The organism is Microcoleus sp. AT3-A2 (genome assembly GCF_036705685.1).
Lineage (GTDB): Bacteria > Cyanobacteriota > Cyanobacteriia > Cyanobacteriales > Microcoleaceae > Microcoleus.
In genome coordinates, this window is sequence record NZ_JAUBVF010000010.1 from 1 (window position 1) to 18,431 (window position 18,431).

General features: G+C 47.8%; 10 protein-coding genes. 5 read left to right on the top strand and 5 right to left on the bottom strand.

Annotated features, from left to right (window positions below):
• Positions 1 to 97 precede the first annotated feature (97 nt).
• Positions 98 to 4,813: an FG-GAP-like repeat-containing protein gene (locus QUB37_RS08535; RefSeq protein ID WP_333160921.1), complete on the top strand. Its 4,716-nt coding sequence runs from the start codon at positions 98 to 100 to the stop codon at positions 4,811 to 4,813.
• 476 nt (positions 4,814 to 5,289) lie between these two features.
• On the opposite strand, the gene dprA is transcribed toward QUB37_RS08535, so the two are convergent.
• The 3 genes from dprA to QUB37_RS08550 form a co-directional block, all read right to left on the bottom strand.
• Entirely contained in the window at positions 5,290 to 6,441 is a 1,152-nt protein-coding gene (gene dprA / locus QUB37_RS08540) for a DNA-processing protein DprA (RefSeq protein ID WP_333160923.1), read from the bottom strand.
• A gap of 264 nt (positions 6,442 to 6,705) precedes the next feature.
• The gene (locus QUB37_RS08545; protein ID WP_333160925.1) at positions 6,706 to 7,359 is read right to left on the bottom strand and encodes a YdcF family protein; all 654 of its coding nucleotides are present in this window, start codon (positions 7,357 to 7,359) and stop codon (positions 6,706 to 6,708) included.
• Positions 7,360 to 7,489: 130 nt separating this feature from the next.
• Positions 7,490 to 8,137: a DUF2301 domain-containing membrane protein gene (locus QUB37_RS08550; RefSeq protein ID WP_333160927.1), complete on the bottom strand. Its 648-nt coding sequence runs from the start codon at positions 8,135 to 8,137 to the stop codon at positions 7,490 to 7,492.
• A gap of 80 nt (positions 8,138 to 8,217) precedes the next feature.
• On the opposite strand from QUB37_RS08550, the gene QUB37_RS08555 reads away from it, so the two are divergent.
• Positions 8,218 to 8,895 (top strand): calcium-binding protein, encoded by a 678-nt coding sequence (locus QUB37_RS08555; RefSeq protein WP_333160929.1) that lies wholly within the window; start codon positions 8,218 to 8,220, stop codon positions 8,893 to 8,895.
• A gap of 211 nt (positions 8,896 to 9,106) precedes the next feature.
• Here QUB37_RS08555 and QUB37_RS08560 read toward each other — a convergent pair whose 3' ends face one another.
• Both QUB37_RS08560 and QUB37_RS08565 read right to left on the bottom strand, forming a co-directional pair.
• The gene (locus tag QUB37_RS08560; RefSeq protein ID WP_333160931.1) at positions 9,107 to 9,862 is read right to left on the bottom strand and encodes a DUF561 domain-containing protein; all 756 of its coding nucleotides are present in this window, start codon (positions 9,860 to 9,862) and stop codon (positions 9,107 to 9,109) included.
• Positions 9,863 to 9,943: 81 nt separating this feature from the next.
• A complete protein-coding gene (locus tag QUB37_RS08565) occupies positions 9,944 to 10,747 on the bottom strand; it encodes a creatininase family protein (RefSeq protein WP_333160933.1) in 804 nt (267 codons plus the stop codon).
• A 32-nt stretch (positions 10,748 to 10,779) separates the two neighbouring features.
• Here QUB37_RS08565 and QUB37_RS08570 point away from each other — a divergent pair, with 32 nt between their 5' ends.
• The 3 genes from QUB37_RS08570 to QUB37_RS08580 all read left to right on the top strand — a co-directional run bounded on the left by QUB37_RS08570 (position 10,780) and on the right by QUB37_RS08580 (position 18,325).
• A complete protein-coding gene (locus QUB37_RS08570; RefSeq protein WP_333160935.1) occupies positions 10,780 to 11,934 on the top strand; it encodes an AAA family ATPase in 1,155 nt (384 codons plus the stop codon).
• Complete coding sequence (locus QUB37_RS08575; RefSeq protein WP_333160937.1) at positions 11,901 to 12,530, top strand: DUF4276 family protein; 630 nt, start codon at positions 11,901 to 11,903, stop codon at positions 12,528 to 12,530. The genes QUB37_RS08570 and QUB37_RS08575 overlap by 34 nt, the downstream gene beginning before the upstream one ends.
• A gap of 437 nt (positions 12,531 to 12,967) precedes the next feature.
• Positions 12,968 to 18,325, top strand: coding sequence for a PAS domain S-box protein (locus tag QUB37_RS08580; protein ID WP_333160939.1), 5,358 nt, complete (start codon positions 12,968 to 12,970; stop codon positions 18,323 to 18,325).
• Positions 18,326 to 18,431 lie beyond the last annotated feature (106 nt).

The following is an 18,431-nucleotide window of genomic DNA, read 5'->3' on the forward strand; positions in this document are numbered from 1 at the left end:
GACTAATTATAAAATGGAACCGAAAAATAAAAAATAAAGGTAACTTAGTTAATGCAGTTTAGATGTCGAACAGCTTACCGACAACGACACAGCAGGTGTGAGTATTTCACCTACGAGTACAACTGCTACAGAAGGCGGTGCGACGGGCAGTTATACAGTCAAGCTCAACACCCAACCGAACGCAGATGTTAACCTCAGCTTCCAGACAGGCAGTCAAATTAATCCGATTTCTGAGATTAATTTCAACAGCACTAACTGGAATATCCCCCAAACAGTCACTGTCACCGCTACCGACGATAGCAAAACCGAAGGCACTCACAGCGGCACGATCGCTCACACTCTTACCAGTTCAGACACTAACTATAACGGTCAGACGGTTCAGGATGTAAATGTAGCGATTACCGACAACGAACAAGCAGGTGTTACCATTGCACCTACGAGTACAAATGCTATAGAAGGCGGTGCAACGGGCAGTTATACAGTCAAGCTCAACAGCCAACCGAGCGCACCTGTTAGCCTCAGCTTCAATACGGGGAGTGAAATTAATCCGGTTTCTGCAATTAATTTCAACAGCACTAACTGGAATATCCCGCAAACAGTCACTGTCACCGCTACCGACGATAGCAAAGCCGAAGGTACGCACAGCGGCACGATCGCTCACATCCTTACCAGTACAGACCCTAACTATAGCGGGACGGCTGTTCAGGATGTAAAAGTACAGATTGCCGATAACGACGCAGCATATGTGCTCATTACACCTACGAGTACAACTGCTACAGAAGGTGGCGCGAATGGCAATTATGACATCAAATTAACGTCACAGCCGATCGCCCCGGTAACTATCAATTTCACAACAGGTCAGCAGATAGCGGCGATCGCTCCTCTCACTTTCACTGCGGATAATTGGAATGTCCCTCAAAGCGTTACAGTGAAGGCGGTTGACGATACGATTGGGGAAGGCGCGCACAGCGCTAAAATTACTCACTATGTATCGAGTTCTGATACCAGATATAACACAAGTGGTCCAGACGTGACGGTAGCGATCGCCGATAACGACAGCGGACCGCTACTTGGTATTCCCACGGTAAATTTTTCCCAAGCTACTTACCAAGTCAATGAAAGCGTTCCGACGAAACAAATTACTCTCACTCGCACTGGGACTGCGGATGCTCTAAACAAAATTTCCCAGGTGTACATACAACCTGTTACTGGTGGTTCAGCGACTGAGGGAACAGATTGGAAATTTGCCTCCAGTGACTCTGGTCAAGTCACCGTCACCTTTAAACCAGGCGAAGCTACTCAAACTTTCACAATTAACATTTTGCCGGATACTCAAGGTGAGGGAACAGAAGAAATCGCGTTTCGGATCGCTAGTGCGGATAGTGCCAATATTGGCACTCAAAGCTCTACCACCTTGCAAATTTTTGATGCTGACAGACTTTTCACCGACACGAACGCTCCGATATCTGGTTTATCTTCGGCCATCTGGGGAGACTACAACAATGATCGCAAACTAGATATCCTCGGAAACAGGTACATCTACGACAACACCGGAACCTACAACAACAACACCGGCCAAAAGTTGAGCGAATATGGCTTTAGCGAAGCTAATCGAAGAGATGGTTATGGTCCAGTCTGGGCAGATTACAACAATGACGGCAGGCTGGATACATCTGCGATCACTAACAATGGCAACAACACTTTTAAGTACGAAATCTACAGCAATGGCACGTACAACGGTGGTGTGCAATTTACCCCAGATGGAGTTCTGGCTAACAACCTCTCCTCTGCAATTATTCGATCGAGTTCGGCAGATTACAACAATGACGGGCGTCCCGATCTGTTGCTCAATACACAAGGTTCTGGGAGCGACTACTCGATCGCCACTACGCTCTACCGCAACACAGGCTCTATGTATCAAGACCGCTTTCAAGATAGCAAAGCACGTCTTGATACTGGCGAACCACTATTTTCTACTAGCGAAATAGCTGGTGCTACCAGTCCTGGGGTTTGGGCAGATTACGACAATGATGGCAAACTCGATGTTCTGATCCGGGTAAGGGAGTCACAACAGACTCAATCACCGTGGCCAAGGCAAAAAGCCAAACTCTACCGCAACTTGGGCGATGGCGTTTTTAAAGACACAAACGTATCATTGCCTGGTTTAGGTTCAGAATTCCCTCGCTTTGGCGCCACTGTTTTTGATATGGCTTGGGGAGACTACGACAACAACGGCAAACTTGATATTTTGCTCACGGGGGCGATAGACGGCGCGAATGGTTCATCCCAGCTTTTCACCAAAGTCTACCGCAACACAACCAGTACCAATGGGCCAGCCACCTTTGAAGACATAGGTGCACAGATACCTGGTTTGGGTTACGCTCAAGCTGCTTGGGGAGACTACGACAATGACGGCAAATTGGATATCCTGGTCACTGGTGGGGAGCAACAAGATTTCGCAAGCCCAGTAACAGGCGTCACCAAAGTCTATCGCAACACGGGCAATGGCTTTACCGATAGCGGCGCACAAATAGACAGTGGCGTACAGGCTGGTAATAATTACTCTTCCACACCTGCTTGGGGAGACTATGACCAGGATAACAAATTGGATATCCTGCTTACAGGTGATTCAGGTAAGTATAGCTTGTTTACCAAAGTCTTCCACAACAACACCCCTAATGCCAACACTCCTCCCACTGCACCCACAGGGCTGACGACGGCTAAGTCGGATGGTGGAACAGTCACTTTTAAATGGAACAAAGCAACTGACCTTCAAACTCCTGATGATGGTTTAAGCTATAACCTGCGAGTTAAGACTTCCGACGGTAAGTATATTCTTTCCCCGATGTCTCTGGAGGACGGCACTCGACAAATTGTTGGGTTGGGGAATGTTAGTCAAAATACCCAGTGGCAACTTAAAGACTTGCCTCGCGGGACATATAACTGGGGCGTGCAAGCAATTGATAATGCTTGGGCAGGTTCCCCCTTTGCCTTCGGAGGGAGTTTTCTGGTTGAGAACCACCCGCCAGAAGAGCAAATTAACCTGGGTTCCCAGCCCATTGAGTTTAACCAACCTATCAAAAATGTATACACTGACCTCGATGGCGACCAGATTAATTACCAGTTAACTCTACCTGATGGCAGTCCTTTATACAGTGACTCAAAAACTAGCTGGCTTTGGCTTCAATACGACTACTGGCAAAACACCATCACATTCACTGGAACTCCCCCAAGCGGTTCGCAACCCTTCAAGGTGAAGTTAATAGCTACAGACAATTACGGTGGCCGTAGCGAACAGACTTTCACGGTAACAACGAAAAATGGCCGCTGGGTGATTGATGGCTATATCTCCGGTGCAATTGTCTTCTTAGATGCCAACAAAAACAGCATCCTCGACACCAACGAACCATCCACCACAACCGACACAGGCGGTAAATTCAATCTCAACATCCCCTTCGAGACATTCGACACTAACAAAAACGGAGAAATAGACCCATCAGAAGGCAATCTAGTAGCCACAGGAGGCACTGACACCGCCACCGGCTTACCCCTAGAAACACCAGTCACCGCACCACCAGATGCCAGTGTAGTCACACTCCTAACCAGCTTAATCGCCGACTTAATCGACAAAGGAATTGAACCAGAAGAAGCCCAATCTTTCGTCAAAGCCGCCCTTTCTCTCCCCGGTGATGTTGACTTAACTAGCTTCGATCCAATAGAAGCTACCAACAACAACATACCGGGCGGAGTCCAAGTCTTAGCCGCAATGGTGAAAGTCCAAAACTTCATCACTCAAACCAGCGCTTTGATTGATGGTGCTTCCCTTGCCGTCAATACTGATATTGTCAAAGCTGTTGTCACTTCAATTACCAATCAAATTGAATCCGGTACAGTCTTAAACCTCAGCAATGCCGCAGCCTTAGAACCAATCATTCAGCAAGCTGGCGCGAAAATCCAGCAAATAGACCCCAGTTTCAACTCTCAACAAGTCAGCCAAATTACATCGCAAGCAGCGACAGTAATGGCAACAGCCAATCAACGCATTGATGCGGCTGTCTCCAACCCAACCGGAACATCAATTCCTGAATCACTTGCCCGCCTCCAACAAGTAGCCTTGGGCCCAACCACTCAAGACTTCAAATCAGTTGGTGCCGGAAATAAACCTATTTCCCAGGTAGTTGCTGACAATACTGGTACTGCTTTAGATAGCCGAATTGAAGCTGTAGTATTGCCTGTTGGGATTGCAACTCCTGTTGTCAGCGGTGATGCAGATTTGGGCAGCAATTCCCCGGATGCAATTCTCGGTACCAATGGCGACGATATCCTGACTGGCGACAGCGGGAATAATGTGTTGATGGGAATGAGGGGCAATGATTCCCTCGATGGAAGTCTGGGTAATGACACTATTTTCGGTGGCAAAGGTAGCGATACAATCCTCGGAAGTAGCGGTGATGATGCTTTGTTTGGCAACCGTGGTGCTGACATTTTGAATGGCGATGATGGTAATGATATTCTTTACGGAGGTAAGGGAGATGATTTACTGGCGGGCGGTTTGGGAAGTGATACTTTGGTAGGAGGAAGGGGATTAGATAAATTCCTACTCTCTACCAACTCCGGTACTGATACGATTACTGATTTTGAAGTCGGTCAAGACTTGTTAGTATTGGGTAACGGGTTGAGTTTCTCGCAATTGGCCATTGTCCAAGATAGCGATGCAACATTAATCCGGTTTGCACAAACAGGGGAGATTTTAGCTTCTCTGGCTGGAGTTTCTGCTAACAGTATTAGTGCTGCTAATTTCGGATTGATTTAAAGGTTCGTAATGAGGACTTTAGTCCTTATTATTCTTCAGTATCTTAGAGACGGACTTCGTTTCTATATATGCGGTTTCAACCGCTAACTATCAATGCCTTGATCCCCCCTAACCCCCCTTAAAAAGGGGAGTAGGGGGTGGGACAAGAAACTTCTCAAAGTCCCCCTTCTTAAGGGGGATTTAGGGGGATCTGGCCTCGGCGGTAAACGAGAGAGCAAGAGGGTTTTAGACTTAAGTTGACACCCATAGCCTAAACGGAATTCGTTTGTATATATGCGGTTTCTACCGCTGACTATCAAGGTCTTGATCCCCCCTAACCCCCCTTAAAAAGGGGAGTAGGGGGTGGGACAAGAATCTTCTCAAAGTCCCCCTTCTTAAGGGGGATTTAGGGGGATCTGGCCTCGGCGGTAAACGAGAGATAAAGAGGGTTTTAGACTTAAGTTGACACCAATAGCCTAAACCGTATTACTTACAAATCAGCAGCGCTGATATCGCATTCCTGGTAACTGCGAAACTAATCCCAACAATTCCAACTGCAAAAGTATACTAGAAACTGTGCCCGCTTCTAATCCCGCTGCTTCTACAATTACATCAAAAGAAATCGGCCCAGATTCGATCGCACTTAACACCTTAGCCAATTCCGGCTCCAACGGCGGCCCTTGCTTCTCAACCGTCGGATTTGGAGGAAATAGCGACAACTGCTCGGCTCTATCCAATTTTGGCATAGCTCCGAGCATTTCCAACAACCTGTCTTCGCTTAACAGTCGATCGCTACTCGGCAGAATCGGATGAGCACCTTTACTCAGCAACTCCAAACAACCAAAAGAACGCTCATCATCCAATCTGCCCGTCAAAACATACACATCCCGGCAAAAATCATTGGCTTGATAAGCAGTAATTAAAGCACCCGATTTATGCGGAGCTTCTATCACAATTGTAGCGCGACTTAAGCCAGCAATTATGCGATTTCGGCGCGGAAAATTAGTTCTATTCGGTTGAGTCCCCGCCGGATATTCACTAATTACCAATCCCTGCTGCAAAATGCGATCGCACAACCTCTCATTTTGTTTAGGATATACAATATCTACTCCCGTCCCCACCACTGCGAAAGTCCTTCCTCCCGCCTCCAAACAGCCTGTATGAGCCTCTGTATCAATGCCCGCCGCCAATCCCGAAACCACAGTAAAATCACTTTTAGCCAAAGCCGTACTAATTTTGCGAGTCCACCTTCTGCCGTATTCCGAAGGGCTACGAGTACCAACAATTGCCACCGTCGGCGTAATTCCGTGATTCTCTTTGCGATCGACATTACCACGATAATACAACACTGGTGGCGGATTGGGAATTTCCAATAATAAGCGGGGATAATCTGGATCTGCAGGCGTCCAAAAACAGGGATTTTTTATAAGATGTTTTTCGATAAATTCTTCGGGATTGAGTTTAGTGCGTTCTTGCACAACGGTTTCAATTATCTGCTTGCCGAACCCTTCGATTCGCATTAAATCTACTGGTTTTGCCGCCCAAGCTTCTGCCAAACTATTGAAATTTTCGTGCAATCTTTGCAACAAAATCGGCCCGATACCGTTAATTTGTGACCATGCTAACCAGTAAGCGCGTTCTTCTAGCAACGAGTTACCCTCAACTTATCTGAAAATAATTTTATCATCTTCGGTGGAATGAATACAGTAGGGAAACGGCATTGCCATTTCCTGTATTCCTTGGCTAGGGAAATGGCACTACCGTGGCCTGTATTTTCACAGATGTCCGGGTAAAAAAAGGGCACTGCTGTTTTCTGTATTTCCACAGATTTAAAAGTGTTATATATTTTTTTTGCGAACGGGTAAGGCGCTAATAAAGCGAAGAGAATTAAGAGGGAAGTTGACAATTACTGGCTAGGTTTTCCAATCAACGAAACGGGCGTAAATATAAGCAATAATTTCTCCAATCACAGTCCGAAAACCTTCGCTCGATTTCCACCATTGTTGGGGATTGTAATCTTGCGATTCCGCCGCTATAATCCCGACTTTAGTGTCAGGATTCAACACTTCTTTAAATACAATCCAACTTCTGCGGGCGTGAGGGCCAAAGGAATAAAGATTAATTGAGTCAACTTTTATGGCAGAAGCAGCCAGCCAATCGCGAAGTGCGATCGCAGAAGCAGCAGTGCGATGTTTCACAACACTCGCTGCTGGTACTGCTACTACTTTGTTTTTATCAAATCCTAGCGCAATACAAGTCGCGGCAGTTAGTTCGGCATAATTTTTATATTCAGCGAGATAGTAGCCTTTACTTAAAGGAGCTCCTGTGGTGATTAATTGGCGGTATTCGCCTTTTTTGAATTCGGCGATCGCACTTTCGATCGCATAATCCGGCAACCAGCCTTCGACAACCAAGATATCTGCTTTAATCGGCGCATTTACAGCCAAAAACGGATGGATATTTGTGAGAATTAAGATCATTGCAATTATTAATCCCATCAGAGCAATTACCCAACCTTCCTTGGTAACTGCCCACATTTCTCGGCGGCGGATTAGACGAATTCTCATTTTAACTCGATCTAGATGTTTTATTCGGGTATGGAGACCGATTCGGCGAGACTGGGGAAGAGGGAAATAGTGGGAAAGTGATAGAATTTCCCAATGCCCAATACCCCATTTCCAATGCCCCATTCCCAAATTATTGGTGTTTCAGATACTCAAAAACGCTTTTATCCCCGATATCCTGCGGCATTGGTTGAAAAAACTTACGCACAGCAAAGATGATAAACAAAGCCGCCCAAACTGCCAGCAAAAATTGTTCATTCTCGGCTGACAAAAATCCAAAAATATGTCCTAAAATTAACAGAGGAACTCCCGGAGTCAAAAACTTAGTTTCGAGGCGATTAAAGCAGAATGCTTCCTTAAAATAAATGCCATTTAAGGCTGCAAAAGTAAAGCCAATTCCCCACAACGTGGCGGGATGTTCGTACACTGCTAAAGCTAGAGGTTGGCTGCTTTGTAGGGCGACAAATAATGCTGCCGCGCCGCCGATCGCCCAAAACGCCTGTAGTGTTCGGTGCAGCGCAATCATGTAAATGTGAATAGTTGCCAAGCTGACGCCTAAAGCTATCCAGAAACAAGCAAAAACAGGCGTTACAGCTTGGATTGCAATCGGGTTGTCGCCCTGTTGTAGCACCAGAGTAGTGCCGATCGCAAAACACAGCGCCGCCACCCCCAATCCAGCGCGGTAAATCAACACTCCCGTGCGATCGTTTTGAGTAATCGTAAATTCGCCGAATTGTCCTTGATAGACTGGCGATTCATCAGGTGATTTCAGTAGTTGCATTACAGCTTCCTCCTATCAGACACGAATGTACTTCTGCCAAGATATACTTTATTGATAAACCGATCCAGCGAGACCGAGCGATGCCTAAATTTAACAAGCCTAAACTTAACCAGCCTAAAGTTAACAAGTCTAAAGTTAACAAGTCTAAAGTGGACGATCGCCCCGATCAAAGCAAATCCCTTTCTTCACAATCCGAACTTCCTCCAGTTCAGCTTGATGAAACCATTGTAGCAGGCAGAAGACCGAAACCGGTCAACGACTTTCAGAGCCTGCTGGAGGAATTATCCGAATTGAGAGCGGGGTTCGATCCAGAAACGTTAGCGCATCTCGATAAAAATATGCCATTTAATAACAAGCAATTTGAAACTAAAATCAGTAAGATTTTGGGTTCTAAAAATATTGATTGTACTCTAAAAAATACAGTCAAATATCTAGAGTACATCAAGCAAAATATTCAACTTCCCTGCCACGTGACCGGCATAGAAGAGTTTGAATGGGAAGAAGAATATACAATGGGTTCAGGCCGCAAAAAAGAATATGCACGGCTCAAAAAAACTCAACCTTCTTATACTGATAGATTCACAATTAATCGGTTGGAGGATTTGGTGGTTCAGGAAGAAGGCATATTTGTGGAAGTGCAGCGCGTCAGCGATCGCCAAAAGTTTATGTTGCCTTTATTCGAGTTAGAGTCAGTTGATGTAATCTCCCGCAACAATCAGTTATTAGATGATTATGCCGTGTGGTTTATCAATTATTAAGGAAAAGTGGGGGAGGGGAAGAGTGGGAGAGGGGAGAAGGGGAGAGTGGGGGATGGGGAGAGTGGGAGAGGGGAAGAGTGGGAGAGTCGGGGATGGGGAGAGTGGGGGATGGAAAAAATCTTCCTTCTTCCTTCTTCCTTCTTCCTTCTTCCTTCTTCCTTCTTCCTTCTTCCTTCTTCCTTCTTCCTTCTTCCTTCTTCTTCCTTCTTAATTAAATGGAAGCCGACAAGTGCGATCGCGAAACCAAAGCCAAAGCTTCAACCAAACTGCGAACAGCCGCAATCATCGCCACTTCGCTATTAAGTTGGCTGACAGCAGAACCGACACCAACACCCGCAGCACCGGCTCCAATAGCGAGGGGTGCGGTGACGCTGGAGATACCGGAAGCGCAGAGTACGGGGACGGATACGGCGCGGGAAATTTCAAAGGCTGCGGCCAAAGTAGGCGCTGCTTTTTCAATTAATCCCAATGTGCCAGCGTGAATTGGTTGGGCGCTGGTGCCACCTTCGGTTTGGATGATGTTAGCGCCAGCTTTGACTAATTCAATTGCTAACTGCACTTGTTTGTCGAGTGCCAAAATGTGGGGAACTGTTACAGAAAGAGTGATGTTTGGAAACAGCGATCGAGTTTCGCGAGTCAACTGCAAAACTTCCTCAGCTTCAAAGCGGCGGCCTACTGCGTAGAAAGCATCAAAGTTGCCAATTTCAATCAAATCAGCGCCAGCTTCTACTGCAGGCACAAACTTTTCCGGTTCCACAGCAGATACACAAATTGGCAAATTTGTCAACTGTTTTGCCATCAATACCAAATCGCGATCGGCAGCAATATCGACAAAGGAAGCACCGCCGAGATCCGCTGCTTTGACGACAGCCGCAACATTCGCCGCATCAAAATTATTTAAACCGCTGATAATTTTCAGGGCGCGACCTTGCTCAAAAGCGCGCTGCAATTTAGAATTTACACTCATCGTTAGTTTTCCAACTCAAAAAATTTCTTAGACTCATTTTGACACGGATTAGAACAATTTTTGATTTTTAATTCTTAATTTTTAATTACTACGCGGCTGGCGAAATTTGTAAACATCTTTGATAACTTGTGCCCAGCCGTCCGAGAGAGATTCGAGAATACGAGCTCCCTTTTCTTTCGTCGCCACCGTCGCATCGCCCAACACACCACTTTCAGTCAACTCTCGCGTCAGCCAAGCAAAAGGCAAATTTCCTTCCATACTCAGCAAACTGTCTCTTGGTAAACCCTGCGGATATTCTGTAACAGCCAGTTCCATTTTTACCTGCGATGGCAAAATTGCCAACATCAAACTCGTTTCTGCATCACCAGCGTGAATCCCAAACTCCAACTCCTTCGCAGTTAATAATTCAGCAGCCACATTAGGAACGCGCCAAACAAACAGCGGAAAAACTGAGAAATCTTGATATTTTTGATGAATATCCCGCGCCGCAATTTCCATTATCTGTGGCTGTCCGCCGTGGCCATTCATTAACACTAATTTACGAAATCCAGCCTGATAAATACTGTCTGCAATTTCACTGATGACTGCTAAAAGTGTCTGAGCACTGAGCATAATGGTACCGGGAAAATGGCAGTGTTCGTTCGACTTGCCATAGTACAAAGGTGGCAAAGCATAGGCGGGAATATTTGCCTCTAACTTTGCCAGGGCTTTGCCTGTCACCGCTGTGCTAATTGCCACATCTACAATTAAAGGCAAATGGGGGCCGTGCTGTTCGATCGCACCTAGCGGCAGAATTATCACAGTATTTTCCTTATCCAGCATAGACTGAATTTCTGTCCAAGTTAGATAGGGAAAAAAGCGCGATTCTGGAATAAAATTGTGCATATTACGATTCTACAAGCTCAAGGGCAAAAGTTATGAACACATTTGAGCGCCTAAAGATCGAGGGGTTTCGCCGTTTGTTTTCGGCAGAGGTGGAAATGCGACCTCTGACAGTGATGATTGGTGCTAACGGTGTTGGGAAAAGTTCTTTCTTAGAAATATTCTCACTTTTAGCAGCATCAGCCAACGGTCAGTTACAGTCCAAAATTTCAGAGTTGAGCGGTCTAAATCAGATGGTAACATTAGACCGGGCTGATAGCGTGTCAATCTCCTTATCAATGCCTATAGAGAATCAGGAACCCCTTAAATATTCTCTGAAACTTGCAACCAAAGGTCCATTCTATGAAATTGGTTCAGAAACTCTAACCCAACGGCGCGATCTTAATGCTTCTCAACCTTTTAAGTATATTGAATCTCGCGGTTTAGATGTCAAATATTACAGTCCAGACGATGAAAAGCTACTACGTCCAAACTGGCAGTACAATCCTTTTGAAAGCTCACTCGCTCAGGTTCCTAAGATGTATCGGGAACCTGAAACATTGAGGCAGCACTTAGCTTCATGTAGCTTTTATAAGGCTTGGGAGTTGAATCTTTCTCCTCAAAGTCCTATACGTTTACCTCAATCTATGCGGCCTGCAACTTTGCCCGGTACCAAGGGAGAAGATTTAGTTTCATGCCTCTATTACCTGCGAGAAACAGATCCAAATCGATTTGAAATTATCCAAGATACGCTTGCTGCGGCCTTTCCTAATTTTGAACGATTAAGCTTTCCGCCAGTAGCAGCCGGAACTTTAGCAATGACTTGGAAGGAGCGAAATTTTTCTGATCCTTTTTATATGCACCAACTATCCGAGGGAACGCTGCGATTTCTCTGGTTAATCACCTTACTGCAAAGTCGAGATTTGACCGCTGTCACGCTGATTGATGAGCCGGAAGTTAGTTTACATCCAGAGTTGTTACAACAACTAGCTCATGCTATGAGAGAAGCTTCTCAAAGAACTCAACTAATTGTAGCAACTCATTCAGATAGACTGATCGGATTTTTAGAGCCTAAAGAGGTGCTTGTCTGCAATACTGAAGATGGATTAACAACTCTAACTTGGGCTGACTCTATAGAATTAGAACACTGGTTAAAAGATTATAGCTTGGATCAGCTTTGGGCAATGAATATCATTGGAGGCAGACCGTGAAGATTGCCATCATAGTAGAAGGAAAAACAGAAACAGCTTTTATGCCTATATTGCGAAAATTTTTGGAATCGCGTTTGCAGCAAATGCCAAAACTCGATACTAAACCTCAACACGGCCGCATTCCTAAAGAAAACAAGCTAAAGCGTGTAGTTAAAAATTTTTTAGGAAAAGATGGTTATGATGCTGTAATTGCATTAACAGATGTTTATACAGGAACTAAAGATTTTAAAGATGCAGGAGACGCTAAGGCTCAAATGAAAAAATGGGTGGGGGAAAATCCTAAATTTTATCCCCATGCAGCTTCCCATGACTTTGAAGCTTGGCTGTTACCTTTTTGGTCAAAAATTCAGCAAATATCAGGAGGCAATAGAGCCATTCCTAGCGGTTCTCCTGAACTGGTCAATCACAATAATCCACCTTCTTATCGGATTAAAGAAATATTTGAACAGGGAAAACGTCGCAGTTATGATAAAGCACGGGATGCCAAAAGAATATTAGAGGGACAAAATCTCATGGAGGCTGCCGCAGTCTGTCCAGAATTAAAGGCTTTTCTGAATACTATTTTATCTCTTTGTGGGGGCGAATTGATTCCTTGACCCGCCCAAAAACGGATACGAACCCGCGATTCCTGTTGTGGAAAAAGCGAGATTTTAGACCAAGCTCTGGCGCGGGTTTCACACCTTGCTCGCTATATTTATATACTGTGCTGTGCGGTCACGCAAGCAGTCCTAAACAACGCTTTTTACTTTCCCAAGAGTTCCTCCTATCATCAAGCGTGCAAGCTTTCACTCTTCGTGCGAGCATCCCATCGCTAAAAATATATAAAGCGATGGGGATGCTCGCAGTCCGAAAAAACGCTTTTTACAAAATTGGACTACTCCCAATCAACTAGCCTGAAAACTAAAAAGTAATTTCCAATATAGCTCACATATTCTGTATCTCGCTAGATGCTACAATTTATAGCAAATGCTTTTAAGAAGGCGCTGATATACGCTCGCCAGCTCAGACCGAAAGACGTAGAGACCACTAATTGATGGAAGCTTGGCAAACCCCACAAACTAATTTAACCGACATTCCGATCGCCGAGGAACTGTCGCGCCGCATCCCTCGATCGCACGATCACAAAGCAGAAAACCGAGCGCTGCAAACGCTGGCTAGACAATTGGCAACCTCACCGCACAGGCTGCTCAAAACACTGGTGGCGATTGCTAAAGATTTGTGCGGCGCAGGAAGCGTCGGAGTATGCTTACTAGAAGAAAATGCCCGTTCCGAACAAATCTTTCGCTGGGAGGCATTGGCGGGCGCGTGGGAAGCCGCAGAACACACAAACACACCCCGGAGATTGCGTTTGTCGGGAGCCGGGTTCGATCGCCAAACTCCCCAGCTTTACTTCGCTCCAGAACAATACTTCACCGACTTACAGCAGCTAGAATTGCCGATCGCCGAAGCGTTAGTCGTGCCACTGCAAGCAGAAAATCAACCGCTGGGGGCAATATGGATTGTATCTCACGATTCCGATCGCCAATTCGATGCCGAAGACTTGCGGATCGCGATCGTCCTAGCAGACTTTGCCGTTGCCGCCGTACAAATCGATCGCGCCAATCAAACCAAAGAAGCTTGGCGAGAAAGCGAAGAACGGTGGCAGCTAGCCTTGCAGGGCAACAACGATGGCATTTGGGATCACAACCTGCAAACCAATTGCCAGATTCTTAGCGATCGCGGTTTAGAGATTTTGGAACGTCGGCCGGAAGAAGTCAAGGACTTCGGCCAATTTTTGAGCTACATTCATCCCGATGATGTGGATAGAATGCAAAGCAATTGGCAGCAACACTTGGATCGAGAAACCTCACATTACTGCTGCGAGTACCGCGTTCGCTGTCCCGACGGGCGCTACAAATGGATTTTAGCCAGAGGGCGAGCAATTTGGGACGAGTCAGGCAATCCCCTGCGGGCCGTCGGTTCCCTCACAGATATCACCGCTCGCAAACAAACTGAAATTGCCTTAAAACAAAGCGAAGAACGTTTGAGCGTGGCCATCGAAGGTTCAGGCATGGCAACCTGGGATTTTGACGTGCGAACACATCGAGTAATTTGGTCGGCGACCCATTTCAGCATTTTGGGCTGCGAACCAGTACCAGACGGCGAAGCAAGCGCGGCTTTGTGGCGAAACTGCGTGCATCCAGACGACTTAAAGCAAGTCCTGCAGGAAATAAAAACAGCTCGGCAAACCCGATCGCTCTACTCCCCCGAATACCGCATCATCCGGGCCGACAGCGGAGAAATCCGCTGGTTGAGCGCGTTCGGGCGCTATCTCTACGACGAGGCAGGCGAAGCAGTGCGGTTTATCGGAGTATTATTTGATGCTACCGATCGCAAAAAGGCCGAACTCGCCCTACAAGAAAGCGAACAAACCGTGCGCCGTCAACTTCTAGAGATAGAGTCGCTCTACCAAACAACTCCCGTGGGTTTAGCCGTTTTAGACACAGATTTGCGGTTCCTGCGGATCAACCAGCGGTTTGCCCAAATGAACGGCCTGGCCGTCGAAGCGCACATCGGCCGCACCCTACGCGAAATTGTCCCCGACTGGGCAGACACAGCCGAACCTTTGTTGCGCCACCTTCTAGACACCGGAGAACCGATCCGGAATTTTGAACTCACGGGTAAAACTAGGGCTCAACCCACTGTTGTTCGCACTTGGCTACAGAATTGGTGGCCGCTCAGAGACAGGGGCCCAGAGATTGTCGGGATTCATATCGTGGTACAGGAAATTACCGCTCGCAAAATGGCCGAACTCGCCTTGCAAGAAAGCTACAACCGTTTCCAATTAGCAACAAGGGCGATCGACGGCCTGGTGTTTGAGTGGGATTTGGCAGCAAACTCAGTTTACCGTTCCGAGGGACTGTACTCGATCGTCGGTGTGTGCCCAGAGGATGCACCGGCAACACCAGAGTGGTGGAGAGAACGCATCCATCCCGCCGATTTGGCAAGCCTCCAGGCCGGGGGGCAATCAATCTTGAATATTCCGGATCGCTACGAAGTCGAGTACCGAGTCCGGCACGAAGACGGGCGCTGGATAGACGTTTGGGAGCGCGGCTGTTCGATCCGCAACCAGCAAGGTGAACTGACCAAAATAGTCGGCTTCACCAGCAACATTACCAAGCGCAAACAAGCAGAAGCAGCACTGCGCGAGCGTGAAACCCACCTGCAGTTGATTCTCGACAGCGCCAAAGACTACGCCATCTTCACCATCGACACCGACGGACACGTTACCAGTTGGAACGTAGGCGCCGAGAGATTGCTGGGCTATTCCGAAGCTGAAATCGTCGGGCAGCACGGACGCATCATCTTCACCCCAGAAGACTCTGCTGCTAGAAAGCCGGAAGCAGAAATGCACATCGCCCTGACTCAGGGAAAGGCAGAAAACGAGCGCTGGCACGTCCGCAAAGACGGCAGCCGCTTTTGGGGCAGCGGGCTGGTGATGCCCCTGCGCGACGCAGCCGGCGAGGTGCAAGGTTTGCTGAAAATTATGCAGGACAAAACCGAGCGCAGGCAAATAGAAGAAGCACTGCGGCACAGCGAAAATCTCTACCGCACCCTCGCCGATGGCGTCCCGGAATTAATGTGGATCAACACCGCCGACGGCAGGTTAGAGTTTTGCAACCAACATTGGAAAACCTATACGGGCATGAACCCAGCACAATTGCCCCTGGCTGGACCGGTGCTGCAATTATTTCATCATGAGGATCTGCCAACAGTTGACGCCACGCGCACCAAGGCGATTCAAGCAGGGGAATCCTACGAATTCGAGTGCCGGGTGCGCCGGTTTGACAGCATCTACCGCTGGCATCTAGCGCGAATTGTGCCCGTCAAAGACAGGAAGGGAAAGGTGTTGCAATGGGCTGGTATCGGCATTGATATTGACGATCGCAAACGAGCCGAAGAAAGCTTAGCAGAAAGCGATCGCCGCTTCCGCTTCCTGGCTGAGTCGCTGCCCCACCTGATTTGGAACGTAAGTTCCGGCGGACAAATTCGCTTTACCAATCAACAAAAATGGTTGGAATATCTGGGGATGTCTTACGAGGAAGCCGTTCAAAGCAATTGGGAATCCCTAGTCCCACCCTCGGATTTGGCAGAATCTTGGGCCCGTTGGGAAGAATGTCTAATCACAGGAGAAGTTTATCAAGTTGAGCTGCGCCTCCGGCGGGCAGTAGACCAAATGGAACGCTGGCATTTGTCCCGGGCCGTGCCAATTCGCGACGCAGGAGGCCAGATTGTCGAGTGGATCGGCACAAACACCGATATTCACGATCGCAAACAAGCCCAACTCAACGAGCAGTTTCTCTCTGATCTCGAAGCCCGCTTGCGGCAGCGCTTCAACCCCGCAGAAATGTTGTCGGAAGCGATGAACAGTCTGGGAGAATATTTAAAGGTCGATCGCTGCATCTGGCACGAAATTGATGTAGAAGCCGATCGGGCAATTGTGCAGCAAGACTGGCACCAATCCGACCTTGCCAGCACCGTCGGCATCTATCAAATCTCAGACTTTAAGACGCGAGAACTGAAAACTCTCTCTTGGGCAGGTCAAACCCTTGTCATCTCAGATATCGCTAATCACCCGTATACAGCCCATTTGGTCGATAACTACGGTGCCGTGTCCATTCGCGCTTTGGTCGATGTTCCCTGCCTTCAGGAAGGGCGCTGGGTGGCTCTTTTGCTGGTGGCATCAAAGGTGGTTCGGCACTGGCGGCCCGATGAAGTTTGGCTAATGCAAGAAGTGGTGGCTCGCCTCTGGACGGTGATCCTGCACGCGCGAGCCCTGCATGAGCTGCACGAAAGCGAGGCTAGGTTCCGCGCTCTAGCTGACAACATCGCTCAGTTGGCCTGGATGACAGATGCTGCTGGGGCGATTTTTTGGTATAACCAGCGGTGGTTTGACTACACGGGCACCACCCTAGAGGAAATGCAGGGCTGGGGCTGGCAAAAGGTACAGCACCCGGAACACCTCGAGCGCGTTGTCGCAAAATTTAGGCGTTGCATTGAAACAGGGGAACTCTGGGAAGATACTTTCCCCTTGCGGGGCAAAGACGGATCGTACCGCTGGTTTCTCTCCCGCGCGGTGGCGATTCGCGACGATCAAGGCAACGTGCTGCGCTGGTGTGGCACTAACACCGATATTACCGATCGCAAAGTTGCAGAAGCGGAACGGGAACGCCTTCTAGCACGGGAAAAGGCAGCGCGGGAAGAGGCAGAACAGGCTAACCGCGTCAAAGACGAATTTTTGGCTGTTTTGTCCCACGAATTGCGGACTCCCTTAAACCCGATTATGGGCTGGGCGAAGCTGCTTCAATCGAACATTCTGACACCGGAAAAGCAGCGTTACGCCTTAGAGACGATCGAGCGCAACGCCAAACTACAAACTCAGCTTATCGAAGATTTGCTCGACGTGTCGGGGATTCTGCAAGGTAAGGTTAACTTGAATATTGCACCTGTGGATTTAGCCGGGGTAATCAGCGCTGCCATTGAAACGATGCGTCTGGCTGCGGAAGCCAAGTCGATTCAAATCAGCACTCAATTTGCACCGAATCTCGGCCCGGTGTTGGGCGATGCGGGCAGACTTCAGCAGGTAGTCTGGAATTTGCTGTCGAATGCCGTCAAGTTCACCCCGCCGTCCGGCAAAATCGAAGTCGTTCTCGATCGGGTGGACACCTTGGCCCAAATTACTGTAACTGATACGGGAAAAGGTATCGAACCTGATTTTCTGCCCTATGTATTCGACTACTTCCAGCAAGCTGACAGCTCGATGACGCGCAAGTTTGGCGGATTGGGTTTAGGATTGGCGATCGTCCGCCATCTCGTCGAACTCCACGGCGGTACAGTGAAATCTGACAGTCCCGGCGAAGGACAAGGTGCAACCTTGACTGTCAGGATACCTCTGATGCCGATCCAATCTCAGACAAGTCCTGCGGGAACTGCGGCGCCGGATCAATCCTTCAATTTGAGCGGTGTCAAGGTGTTAGCGGTGGATGATGATGCCGATGCGCTAGATTTAGTGGTTTTTCTGCTTGAGGATTGTGGGGCAAGTGTTACAGCAGTTGCTAACGCCGCCGATGCCTTGGCGGTTTTAACTCAGTCTGTGCCGGATTTGCTGTTGAGCGATATTGGAATGCCCGACACGGACGGTTATATGTTGATGCGACAGGTTCGGGCTCTGGCGCCCGACCAAGGGGGACGGATTCCGGCGATCGCCCTCACGGCTTATGCTGGAGAGATTGACTATCAGCAGGCCCTGGCTGCGGGGTTCCAGCGACACATCTGTAAGCCTTTAGACCCCGAAAAGTTGGTGCAGGCGATTTGGGAGGTACTCGATCGATCGGGCCAAAACCTTATTTAAAGTGTTTTTGTGTCGGAAAAGTCTTTATTTAACGAACCGCGAAGACGTTAAGAACTTGAAGGAAAAAAAGGAATAAGTTAATAATCTCAAGTCCGGTTATATCTGA

Excerpts from the sequence above, each read along its gene's own strand:
- QUB37_RS08545 (WP_333160925.1), bottom strand. The coding sequence starts at position 7,359 with ATGAGAATTCGTCTAATCCGCCGCCGAGAAATGTGGGCAGTTACCAAG.
- QUB37_RS08550 (WP_333160927.1), bottom strand. The coding sequence starts at position 8,137 with ATGCAACTACTGAAATCACCTGATGAATCGCCAGTCTATCAAGGACAA.
- QUB37_RS08555 (WP_333160929.1), top strand. The coding sequence starts at position 8,218 with ATGCCTAAATTTAACAAGCCTAAACTTAACCAGCCTAAAGTTAACAAG.
- QUB37_RS08560 (WP_333160931.1), bottom strand. The coding sequence starts at position 9,862 with ATGAGTGTAAATTCTAAATTGCAGCGCGCTTTTGAGCAAGGTCGCGCC.
- QUB37_RS08565 (WP_333160933.1), bottom strand. The coding sequence starts at position 10,747 with ATGCACAATTTTATTCCAGAATCGCGCTTTTTTCCCTATCTAACTTGG.
- QUB37_RS08570 (WP_333160935.1), top strand. The coding sequence starts at position 10,780 with ATGAACACATTTGAGCGCCTAAAGATCGAGGGGTTTCGCCGTTTGTTT.
- QUB37_RS08580 (WP_333160939.1), top strand. The coding sequence starts at position 12,968 with ATGGAAGCTTGGCAAACCCCACAAACTAATTTAACCGACATTCCGATC.